Raw genomic sequence first — 11,156 nt, forward strand, 5'->3', positions numbered from 1 at the left:
GTTAAACCCACCTTTTTATTAAAATTCTTTTGCGTAGTTATTGTGTTGCATAATGTTTTGTTTTAATAATTCCATACGATCTTTTCCGAATTGTTCGACTAGTGCATCTGCAAGTTCCCATGCCACAACAGATTCAGCTACTACACCCGCTGCTGGTACTGCGCAACTATCAGATCTTTCAATACTCGCTTGGAATTCTTCTTTCGTATCAATATCAACGCTTGCTAACGGTTTGTATAAAGTAGGAATTGGCTTCATAACGCCTCTTACGACAATTGGCATACCTGTTGTCATACCGCCTTCTAAACCGCCGGCATTATTCGTTTTTCTCGTGTATCCTTTTTCTTTATCCCACAGAATTTCATCATGCACTTTGCTTCCAGGTTGTCGTGCCGCTTCAAAACCTACGCCAATTTCAGCACCTTTAAATGCATTTATACTCATAATTGCACCAGCAAGTTTTGCATCTAATTTACGATCGTAATGAACGTAACTACCAACGCCAATTGGCATACCTTCTGCAATGACTTCCACGATGCCACCGATTGAATCTCCACTACTTTTTGCGTTGTCAATCGCATTCATCATTTCTTGCTCTACTTCTTTATCTAAACATCGAACTGGTGAGTTTTCAGTAATTGTTTGAATTTCTTCAATTGATAAGTTTGAAATATGTTTTGCTTTTACTCCACCAATTTCAAGAACATGTCCTGCAATTTCCACGCCTAATTCGCTTAAAATTTGTTTTGCAACTGCACCAGCAGCTACACGAACTGTCGTTTCTCTTGCAGATGAGCGCTCTAATACGTTTCTTATATCACGATGACCATATTTAATTGCTCCATTTAAATCCGCATGTCCGGGACGTGGTTTTGTAATTGTACGTTTCATGTCTTTACTTTCTTTTTCCGAAATTGGCTCGGCACCCATTACTTTCGTCCAATGTTTGAAATCATCATTTTTTACGATTAACGTAATCGGTGATCCAAGTGTCATCCCGTGACGAACACCACTTACAATTTCAACTGTATCTGTTTCAATTTGCATGCGTCTTCCGCGTCCATGACCTTTTTGTCTTCTTAATAATTCTTTATTAATATGTTCCGCCGTAAGTGTCAAACCTGCTGGTACACCTTCTAAAATAACTGTTAACTGCGGTCCATGTGATTCTCCAGCTGTAATGTATCTCATTTCTCTTGCCCCTTTACTATTTTTTTGTACAAAAAAGTCCCTACTGAGCGCTCAGTAGGGACGATGTTTATCGCGGTACCACCCTAGTTGTAGACAACTGTCGTCTACCTCTCTTCTTCTTTAACGATCGTTTGACCGTCTTCCCCTCCATAAGTTGTCGGGAAAGATGCTCCAAGGCTGTAATTCATGCTTACCTTTGTACTGATTCACACCGACCACCAGCTCTCTTTAACAGTGAGATAAGCACTACTGTTTCCTCTTCAATGCATATATGATATGGAATTAAGATAATTTATTTTTGAAACCTTTTAACTCATCCATGAATCTATGGAATTCTGGAATGTCCATTTGTTGTGCAGAATCTGATAATGCAACTGCTGGATCTGGATGCACTTCAGCCATTACTGCATCTGCGCCAATTGCAAGTGCCGCTTTCGCTGTTGGTAATAATAAATCTCTGCGTCCAGTTGAATGTGTTACATCAACGATAACTGGTAAATGTGTTTCTTTCTTTAAAATTGGTACTGCAGAAATGTCTAATGTGTTACGTGTTGCTCTTTCGTATGTGCGGATACCACGCTCACAAAGAATAATTTGATCGTTGCCTTGCGCAATGATGTATTCCGCTGCGTTAATGAACTCATCAATTGTTGCTGCTAATCCACGTTTTAATAATACTGGTTTGTTAACTTTACCTACAGCACGTAATAAATCGAAGTTTTGCATGTTACGTGCACCAACTTGAATTACATCAACGTAGTCTAATGCCATTTCAACATCGTTCGGATTTAAAATTTCACTAATAATTGCTAAGTCGAACTCGTCTGCTACTTGACGTAAAATTTGAAGTCCTTCTACTCCTAAACCTTGGAAATCGTATGGAGATGTTCTCGGTTTGAATGCACCGCCGCGCATTAATTTTAAGCCTTGATCTTTCATCGCTTGCCCTACTTGACGAACTTGCTCTAAGCTTTCTACTGCACAAGGTCCCATGATGAACGTTTGTGCTCCGTTTCCAATCAATTCACCTTTTACATCAACGATTGTATTTTCTTGTTTCTTTTTACGTGATACTAGTAACGCTTTGCGGTTATCATCTTCTTGTAACTCTAAGCTTGCTTTGAAAATCGTTTTGAAAATATGTTGAACAGTTGATGTTTCGAATGGTCCTTCGTTATGCTCTGCGATCATATCAAGTACTTCACGCTCACGTACTGGATCAAAGCGTTTCGTACCTTGTACTTGCTTTTGCTCTCCAATTTTTTGAACAATTTCACCACGTTTGTTTAAAAGGTGTAATAGTTGTAAGTTAATTTCATCTACCTGTTTACGTAATTGATCTAATTCATGATTTGCCATTTGGAAATCCTCCTCTAATGTTTTAAAAGTATAGTAAGAGAATAAAAGATTCTCTATTTTCTGAACTGGTTAATTATACAAATTTATAGTGGAATCGATACCTCTTCTTATTTTAAACTAATAATTCGTACAAAGACATGAACTACTAGTTAAAAACCCACTTTTTTGTACAAAAAAGCCCTACTGATGCAATCAGTAGGGACGATATTTATCGCGGTACCACCCTAGTTGTAGACTTCTTTCGTCTACCTCTCTTCATTGTTAACGATCATCTGACCGTCTTTCCCTTCATAAAGACAAATACTATCTTTACTACGAAAAAGATGCTCCAGGACTGTAATTCGCTCTTGTTTTTGTACTGGTTCGCACCAACCACCAGCTCTCTGTTACAGGGAAACAACAACTACTGCTTTTCCTTTCAATGCATGACTATTTTATTTTCAAGTTGGACCACTAAAATACAAAAAGTCCCTACTGAATAAATCAGTAGGGACGATATTTATCGCGGTACCACCCTAGTTGTAGACTAACTTTCCGTCTACCTCTCTTCACTGTTAACGATCAATTGACCGCTTTTTCCTCATAAAGACAAACTATCTTTATTACGAAAAAGATGCTCCAAGACTGTAATTCATGATTATCCCTGTACTGGTTCACACCAACCACCAGCTCTCTGTTACAGTAAGACTAACCACTACTGTGATCTCTTCATTGCACTTTGTTTATTCAAATGTTTTTGAAATTGAATAAGTATGATTCGTATTATAGAACGCTTTTTAAAACACTGTCAACAACTTTTTATATATTTTTTTAAAATTCCACTTTCATCCTATAATTCTTTTTGTAAATCACCCATTACAATTCCTATGCGAATTATTTCATTTTCTAGTAAATGTAAAACATATTCCTCTACTTCATACTGAACTAATAATTCTTTTATTTGTATGATTTCTTTTTCAAATAAAACGGCTTCGTGACATGTTTGTAGTAAAATAAAAAACACATTTGCAAACATTTCTTTATGCGCTTTCATACTTTCTTTTTTATGAAGCATTTCAATCAATAACTGCTTCATTTCCTCACCTGTACATTTACCATGTACACTTGAAAATGCACGAGACATAATACATAATCCTTTTTCTAATATTTCATCCATGTATAAGATAATACGTAAAAGCATTACATATTCTCTCGCAGTTATCTCACCCATTTTTGGTCGTTCTCGTAAAAATACACTGAGCCAAGCTGTCCAAAATTTTTGTTGTTCTTTTACGCTTAATGTTTTGACGTAATAGCATAAAAACTGCATAAATTTAATTTTATTTTCTTCATTTTCTAGTATGAGTAAAGGGTATAACCACTCTGTTTTTTGCTCCCAATATAGTACACATTTAATAAATACAAAGCTAAGCCACTTCAAGAAAGCTTCCCTCGTATGCGGATGTAATACTTCCAAATGTTCTATCGCATACTTAATAAAACGCTTCATTTCTGTAAATAAAGGTAAATTTATTTGCGTGTAACATAAACCAGCCCATGCATATTCCGTAATTTCATTTTGTTTTTTTAAATCTAAGTATGGTAACAAATATTTTCGGCACCATTGCTTTTCAATATGATATAGAAATGTAATATCTGCTATTAAACGAGCAAACATAAAGTTTGTTCGTTCCAAATTAACTCTTACTTGTTCTTCAAATAAAAATAAATATTCATATACATTACGATCGTATAAATGATCATATGATAACAACTTTAATAATACAGCCGTCATTTTCCCAACAGGATGCTGAATTGATTCATTGTAAAAATCTTGTTTTCCAAGCTTAAAATCCGTATCACTCTTCATAACTTGAGGAAACACTGAAAAAGCAAAGCGTTTTACAACACGTATACTATTCTCTTCTAACTCTTCTAGTCGATTACTAATTTCATATAGAAAACTACTAATTAACCAATGATAAGCAGTATTTCTAACAAATTTCTGCAATAGCGGAATAATTTTTTGGATTTGATCATTTGTCAATCCTCGGTTATTTCGCCATTCTCTAATACAAACAAACCATACTTCATTACTTATTTCTTGCACTCCTACTAATTGATATGCGAATGAAATACTCCACTCTGTATTCAATTTACATGCTTTTGATAACATCTCTAAAAAATGGCGTTGTTCAAAAACACCATCTTGCGAAAATTGCCGAACTTGCTTCATAATTTCAACATCTTTCAGCTGCAATAATCCGTCAGCTGTTACATTACAAGTAATGCTTTGCGCTGTATCCTCTTTCTTTTGTACACTGTATCGTTCAGAATGAAAATGAGGATGCTTTTGCTTCATTAACTCATACCCATTTGCCGTAGATGGACTATTTGAATCACACTTGAATAATAAGTCTAATACGAGACATGCATCAAATACCCTCTCTTCTGTAAGATGCTTTATTACAGTTCGAGTGACTTCTTCTTTTGTTTCTTCTAAACAATGTGCATAATGCCTTTTTAAAAGTTGAAAAACTTCGTGTTTATAAGTGAAATCTAAAAGAAGTCCTTCATGTAACAACCATTTCATTTTGTCATCTACACGAACAAAAATATTTTTATTCATCGCGTCAATTGCAATTCGCTTTTGAAGTACACTATTTGCTTCTATCATTTCTGTAATATAATAATCCGCTTTTTTCTCATTGTTTTCACATAAATAAGTTAGACACTCTTTTACAATTTGTATTAAAAATGCAAGATCATTTTGATGAAAATCTTTTTCTACATCTTCCTTATTTCTTTTTTTCAGTGCCGTTTGTCTTAACGACAACATTCTCAATTTTTCTAATCCGATCATCATAATTGGAACAGCATAATGGGTGATATATGGCCTCATCTTTTCGTTCCAAATTTGCTCCACATGAGAAAATGTAGATACTGGTAAGCGACTCGATTCCTCGAGTTCTATTGATTCTTGCGTATCATTTCCCCATTTTCTTACACGTTTCAACTTCAGTTTTCCATCTAAAATAAAAGTTAGTAACAATAAGGCAATTTCCTTATGCTCAGGAAAAGAACATTTTTGCAGTAACTTAGAAATCTTTTCTATAGAGCTACTATCTTTTTCAGCTGTTTCTAATAAAAAGAGTGTCCATCTTGCAAACAACAACGGATCCATCTTACTCTTCGTTTCGTTTAAGTAGTTACAAATCGTTCTCCATAATAACGGTGATATTTTAGAATAGTTTTTATAAATTAATTGAAATAATTCTTTCTGATGACTAAAAAGAAATTGTTCCACTAACCATTCTGCAAGTAATTCATCTACTTCATTATAGTTTGGCGTAAGCATAAACAAATTTTGTAATTTACCTTCTGCTTCTAACCATTCGACCCATTCATAATCATGAGCAAATTCCACAAAGTAACGAACTGTTTCAATTTTTTTAATTGATTGCTTTATGTATGATAATTGTTCCTGTTCTACTGACGGGGGAACCGTTACAATATCCCGAATACGCATTCTTTTCGTAATATAATTATCGCCCATTAATTCCGCCCAGCGTTTTACCGCTTTTACGAGGGATTGATGATTATTCACTTTATTCGGATACACAATTGGTCTTATCCCTAAATGTTCCCAGTGGTACGTATTTTCCCCTTGTGCGACAAAAGCAAATCGTCTTGTACTTGGTGGTAAACCAGTTGCTAAATATTTCATTACTGGGTCATTATGACTATATCCAACGAATAAAACGGTGTAATTCGAGAATAGATCGACTAAAAATCTTCTCGCCCACCCTTCGGTTAAGTAAGCCCTTCCAAAATCACCGTCTGTTAAAATTAAAGCCTCTTTCTCCTGTTCTACATTACCATGTATATAAGCAAGACCTTTAAACGCTCTCCCAGTCGGTAAAGCTGGAGCATAATAAACATTGATATCTCTATTTATTTCCTTAATTGCAGTTGTAAAATGTTGATCAAAATTTGTTGTTACAATGCGGATATCTGTATCTAAAGGAAATAACCTTGGAATTGCAAAATGCAATGGATTCGGTTTTGATTTCTCTATATGAACAAGATCTCTTGCAACTTGATGTACATCTTTTGTTTTTGCAATTTTACCAAGATAATAATCATGTGGTTCTGTTATTTCACGTTTTTCGACATATAACGTTTTTGCAATTGCATCAACTAAATCATCAAAATTCGGTAAGTTTGATTTCCCTTTCATAGAAACTCCCGCTCCAACAAATAACACTAACTTTCCTTGCTCAAGGTGATCGATTAACTCATCTGGAATTTCTACTTCTGAAGTAATCCACATCCTGGATTCCCCCTTACCTAAAAATGTCATACACTCTCATTTTACTATAACATTTTTCCATTGTTTTTATAATATTTAGACGAAATTCCGAACATGAAAAAGTTTTACGTAAATAAATCCGTTACAATGTATGAACTCCAGAATTTATTGAAAAACTATGTATAAATCGGAGGTGTGAATTTTGAATGATTTCACAGTAGTGCTTATCAAGTTTATATCGTGCATTATCGCATTTAGCATTGGGCTTGCTTTATTTTTCCCTGCAACGTTTGTTCAAATTATTTCATTCAGTCTCTTTGTTACAATCGTATCCTACATGTTCGTTGATAAAATCATTTTAAATCGAATTGGCAATACTGGTGCCATTATGTCGGATTTCTTATTAACATATTTAAGCGTATGGATTTTCGGTAATATTTTATTAGACAACTATATGCAAATTGCATGGGGCAGTATCCTTTCTGCCATCGTCTTCACTTTATCTGAAGTAATCGTTCATCGCTTCTCTAACTCTCATACAAGGCACAACAATGATAACATTCGTATTAATCGCCGCTTTGCATATGGTACGGAATTTGCTGAAGAACAAAATATATTGGATAAAGACAAGAAGAAGTAACATTTTAATGCAGGAGCACCCTTTTTAATTATGTGGTGCTCCTTTTTTGTATATTTTCATTATGGTACGTGAAATTATATAAACGATTATTTCAAAATATCGACTTACCGACAATATTTGACGCTTTTTTCTAATAAAAAAACTACCTCTTATTTAGAGGCAGCCACTTTCAAGTCTTTTAATGCAACAACATCCGCAAACGCTCCCAATACTGCGTTATGATGTTGCACAATATCTTCAGCACGTAACACTTCTGTATTAAATGTACTATGCGCATCACTCACTAACGTTACTTTATATCCTTCACTACATGCTCTGCGCGTTGTCGTATCTACACAATACTCTGATTGCATTCCCGAAAGAATAACGTGTTCAATTCCTTTCTCTTGTAACACTTCGCTTAAGTTTGTCTTATGGAATGAATCTGGCGTCGTCTTTTCAACAATATTATCTCCTTCTTGCGGAGCGATGGCCGCATGGATTCGCCATCCATCCGTACCTTTTTCTAACGGATGGTCTTTAGGACCGTTATGTTGGATATAAATAACTGGAATATCATTTGAACGACATTCCATAATAAGCTCTTGCAGTGTTTGTAAAAACTTTCCCCCATTATGTACTGGCATTCCAGCTGTATACATACCCGCTTGCACATCAATTACGATTAACGCTTTTTTCATTTCGCACAGCTCCCTTCGTTTATATAAGCCATTGCATATTCATTATAATTGTTTGTATTCCATCATCCAACAATCTTCTAATTTCCCCTCATGCAGCTCATGTTCCTTTAAAATCTTTACTTTTTTAAATCCGCATTTTTCATAACACTTTATCGCTCGTTCATTATTTACTTTCGGATCCATTGCAATTGCTTCTGCTCTCATTTCACCCATAATATATGTAATTGCTGCCTGAACGAGTTTTTGTCCAATTCCTTTTCCCCAATAGGCTGGTTCACCGATAAATTGGTCCATTCCCCATACATTTTGTGATTCTTTATAGCCATATAACGCTTTCCACTCTGAATCAACTGGGTACATTTGTATGTAACCAATCGGAACGGTATCAAATTCTATTAAACATCTTTTTTCATTATTGTTTGGATTATGTATAAAATGATCAAGCACCTTTTCTACAGACTGCGGATTATCTCGTCCTTCGTAATACCGCAGGACTGCTGGGTCCGTTAACCATTTAGAAACGATAGATGCATCATCTTCCATTACGTATCTAATCAATAAACCTTCTTTTTGAAAAAGCATATTATACCTCTATTATTCCTTTATATTTTTTCTTGATGTTATATCTTTCATTGCACCTACTAATGCATATGGTAGTAATGTAATCGAAAAAAATGCTGTAAATACGTTAAATTGCGGGATTGTATAGAGTGTGAACCATTCAGTGAAAAATTGAGAATTTAATATTCTATTAAAAAACTCTCCGCCTGGCCTAAAGTTTGGTGCCCACGCAGTTATTTCACACAAAATAAAGTGAAACTTTAATCAGTGGGGGTTTTGTTCATCCCCCACTGATTATTAGTTGAACCATTCGGGCTTTTACGGGCAGTTGATCCCCCACCTAACTTCTTCGCTTTCGCTGAATTTTGAGGTGGGGGTCTCGTTAATGCGGGAGATTATTAGTTGAACCATTCGGGCTTTTACGGGCAGTTGATCCCCCACCTAACTTCTTCGCTTTCGCTGAATTTTGAGGTGGGGGTCTTACTGCCCGTTAATGCGGGATAAACAGTAACTGAACAATAAAAAATGCCCCTAGATAACGAAACCAAGTCCGTTTCCATATAGGTCGTGCATTTTTTAATATATCCCCCATCTAACCCCCTCCTTAAATATCCGTCATATTAATTATACACTTTCCTCACTTTATTTGTTAAAATTTTCTATATAATTAATACTGTTGGGGGGAATACATTATGTCTAATCCTATATTTACATCCACTTTAATCATTCTTAGAGGAAACTCCGCAAGTGGTAAAACAACGATTGCAAAGCAACTACAAGAACATTTCGGACAAGGGACACTTTTAGTATCACAGGATGTTGTACGTAGAGATATGCTTAGAGTACACGACACAATGGGTAATTTATCACATGATTTACTATTTGAAATTACGAAGTATGGAAAAGGAAAATGTGAATTTGTTATTTTAGAAGGTATATTGAACAGTCATAGGTATGGTGAGATGTTAAAAGAATTAATTCGTTATTTTGATGAAAATGCATTTGCATATTACTTTGATTTATCATTAGAGGAAACTATTAGACGACATAACACAAGGGACAAACGATATGAATTTGGTGAAGATTCCCTCCAAAAATGGTATAATCCGCACGATACAATTGAGGTTGCCAGAGAAACTATTTTTACAGATAACTTTACGCAAAAAGATATATTTGATGCGATTCTTAATGATGTTGCGATACAAAAACAAGACTAATATAATATGTTAGTCTTGTTATGTACTTTGTGTTTCCGTTTTTATAATTGAACAATCTTTACATAAATAATAGTATATATTCATTTCCCCAAACTGGAAATCAACTACTGAAATAAGTTCACGTTCCTCGATATCTTGTGTAATTGTAGCAACATACTTCATCTCTTTAGAACAAGTTGGACACGCCAAATGCTCTGGAAGATCATCATATAATGGTGCCCCTAATAATCTACATACATATTCAGAACCGAACAAGTCAAAAGCTTCCCAGTAACTATCTTCATCTGTAGGTATATCTTCATTTTTCATATTTATAAGCTTTACCGTTGTTTTTGGTAATGAAGCTGGTAACTTAATTACAGATTTAGTAATAAGCCATTTAAAAATCCTATTATCCTTCTACTAAAAAAATAAAAGCCAGCCTCAATAAAGAGAACTGACTTCTATTTGGATAATTATTGTTATTATAAAATTTTCACTTTAACAGTTTGTCTTCCCCAATTCATAGCTTTACTTTTTGAACCCATTAAAACATCAATACGATTACCTTTAATTGCACTTCCAGTATCACCAGCGATCGCTTCTCCATAGCCTTCTACCCATACTTTAGATCCTAATGGGATTACTTTCGGGTCAACTGCGATAATTCTCATATTCGGATTTGCCGTTAAATCATGCCCCATCGCAGTTAAAACGCGTCCACCATATGTACCATTTTCACTTGGATCAGCAGTATACGCTGTCGCTACTACCGTTAATTCACGTTTAGCAGACTGTATGTTGTTTTTAGATGCTTCTTTCGCTCTCTCTTCTTCTTTAGCCTTTGCTATTTCTCTTGCTTTTTCTTCTTCTTTAGCCTTTGCTATTTCTCTTGCTTTCTCTTCTTCTTTAGCCTTTGCTATTTCTCTTGCTTTCTCTTCTTCTTTAGCTTTTGCTATTTCTCTTGCTTTCTCTTCTTCTTTAGCTTTTGCTATTTCTTTTGCTTTCTCTTCTTCTTTAGCTTTTGCTATTTCTCTTGCTTTCTCTTCTTCTTTAACTTTTGCTATTTCTCTTGCTTTCTCTTCTTCTTTAGCTTTTACTATTTCTCTTGCTTTCTCTTCTTCTTTAGCTTTTACTATTTCTTGCGCTTTCGGTTCTTCTTTAACTTTTACTTCTTCTTTGACTTTTGCCTCTTCTTTAGGCTTTACTATTTCTTGCGCTTTCGGTTCTTCTTTAAC

General features: G+C 34.9%; 9 protein-coding genes, 2 pseudogenes and 3 other annotated features. Of the genes and pseudogenes, 2 read left to right on the forward strand and 9 right to left on the reverse strand.

Translation table 11 applies throughout. The features are described from left to right. Positions 1-18: 18 nt before the first annotated feature. The 3 genes from aroC to DN403_RS22465 all read right to left on the reverse strand — a co-directional run bounded on the left by aroC (position 19) and on the right by DN403_RS22465 (position 6,862). Positions 19-1,191: a chorismate synthase gene (gene aroC / locus DN403_RS22455; RefSeq protein ID WP_001269426.1), complete on the reverse strand. Its 1,173-nt coding sequence runs from the start codon at positions 1,189-1,191 to the stop codon at positions 19-21. A gap of 53 nt (positions 1,192-1,244) precedes the next feature. After that, positions 1,245-1,464 (reverse strand) — a binding site (T-box leader). 9 nt (positions 1,465-1,473) lie between these two features. Then, the gene (locus tag DN403_RS22460) at positions 1,474-2,550 is read right to left on the reverse strand and encodes a bifunctional 3-deoxy-7-phosphoheptulonate synthase/chorismate mutase (protein WP_001273573.1); all 1,077 of its coding nucleotides are present in this window, start codon (positions 2,548-2,550) and stop codon (positions 1,474-1,476) included. Between the two features lie 194 nt (positions 2,551-2,744). Beyond that, positions 2,745-2,981, reverse strand: a binding site (T-box leader). 54 nt (positions 2,982-3,035) lie between these two features. Continuing rightward, positions 3,036-3,271: a binding site (T-box leader), on the reverse strand. A gap of 108 nt (positions 3,272-3,379) precedes the next feature. Continuing rightward, complete coding sequence (locus tag DN403_RS22465) at positions 3,380-6,862, reverse strand: DUF4020 domain-containing protein (protein WP_000265189.1); 3,483 nt, start codon at positions 6,860-6,862, stop codon at positions 3,380-3,382. Between the two features lie 181 nt (positions 6,863-7,043). On the opposite strand from DN403_RS22465, the gene DN403_RS22470 reads away from it, so the two are divergent. Beyond that, positions 7,044-7,481, forward strand: a complete 438-nt coding sequence (locus DN403_RS22470) for a YndM family protein (protein ID WP_000997702.1) — start codon at positions 7,044-7,046, stop codon at positions 7,479-7,481. Between the two features lie 149 nt (positions 7,482-7,630). On the opposite strand, the gene DN403_RS22480 is transcribed toward DN403_RS22470, so the two are convergent. From DN403_RS22480 to DN403_RS31270, 4 genes and pseudogenes are all read right to left on the reverse strand, one after another. Further along, complete coding sequence (locus DN403_RS22480) at positions 7,631-8,161, reverse strand: cysteine hydrolase family protein (RefSeq protein ID WP_017763308.1); 531 nt, start codon at positions 8,159-8,161, stop codon at positions 7,631-7,633. Positions 8,162-8,203: 42 nt separating this feature from the next. Further along, a complete protein-coding gene (locus DN403_RS22485) occupies positions 8,204-8,743 on the reverse strand; it encodes a GNAT family N-acetyltransferase (RefSeq protein ID WP_000898779.1) in 540 nt (179 codons plus the stop codon). A 12-nt stretch (positions 8,744-8,755) separates the two neighbouring features. After that, positions 8,756-8,974 (reverse strand): annotated as a pseudogene (locus DN403_RS22490) (YfzA family protein); the annotation flags it as partial. A gap of 238 nt (positions 8,975-9,212) precedes the next feature. Then, positions 9,213-9,314, reverse strand: a complete 102-nt coding sequence (locus DN403_RS31270) for a YfzA family protein (RefSeq protein ID WP_002162765.1) — start codon at positions 9,312-9,314, stop codon at positions 9,213-9,215. 100 nt (positions 9,315-9,414) lie between these two features. On the opposite strand from DN403_RS31270, the gene DN403_RS22500 reads away from it, so the two are divergent. Continuing rightward, entirely contained in the window at positions 9,415-9,939 is a 525-nt protein-coding gene (locus DN403_RS22500; protein ID WP_149185757.1) for a kinase, read from the forward strand. Between the two features lie 18 nt (positions 9,940-9,957). Here the strand turns inward: DN403_RS22500 and DN403_RS22505 are convergent. Together DN403_RS22505 and DN403_RS22510 are read right to left on the reverse strand one after the other, a co-directional pair. Beyond that, positions 9,958-10,296 (reverse strand): annotated as a pseudogene (locus DN403_RS22505) (hypothetical protein); the annotation flags it as partial. Between the two features lie 107 nt (positions 10,297-10,403). After that, positions 10,404-11,156, reverse strand: a 753-nt coding sequence (locus DN403_RS22510) for a 3D domain-containing protein (RefSeq protein WP_255452056.1), incomplete at its 5' end; no start/stop codon positions are given.

Origin of the sequence: Bacillus sp. AY2-1 (assembly GCF_008368965.1) — a bacterium.
Classification (GTDB): domain Bacteria; phylum Bacillota; class Bacilli; order Bacillales; family Bacillaceae_G; genus Bacillus_A; species Bacillus_A thuringiensis_S.

What these genes read in the sequence shown, in the direction of transcription:
- DN403_RS22485 (WP_000898779.1), bottom strand. Translation starts at nt 8,743, where the DNA reads ATGCTTTTTCAAAAAGAAGGTTTATTGATTAGATACGTAATGGAAGAT.
- DN403_RS22465 (WP_000265189.1), bottom strand. Translation starts at nt 6,862, where the DNA reads ATGTGGATTACTTCAGAAGTAGAAATTCCAGATGAGTTAATCGATCAC.
- DN403_RS22480 (WP_017763308.1), bottom strand. Translation starts at nt 8,161, where the DNA reads ATGAAAAAAGCGTTAATCGTAATTGATGTGCAAGCGGGTATGTATACA.
- DN403_RS31270 (WP_002162765.1), bottom strand. Translation starts at nt 9,314, where the DNA reads ATGGGGGATATATTAAAAAATGCACGACCTATATGGAAACGGACTTGG.
- aroC (WP_001269426.1), bottom strand. Translation starts at nt 1,191, where the DNA reads ATGAGATACATTACAGCTGGAGAATCACATGGACCGCAGTTAACAGTT.
- DN403_RS22460 (WP_001273573.1), bottom strand. Translation starts at nt 2,550, where the DNA reads ATGGCAAATCATGAATTAGATCAATTACGTAAACAGGTAGATGAAATT.
- DN403_RS22500 (WP_149185757.1), top strand. Translation starts at nt 9,415, where the DNA reads ATGTCTAATCCTATATTTACATCCACTTTAATCATTCTTAGAGGAAAC.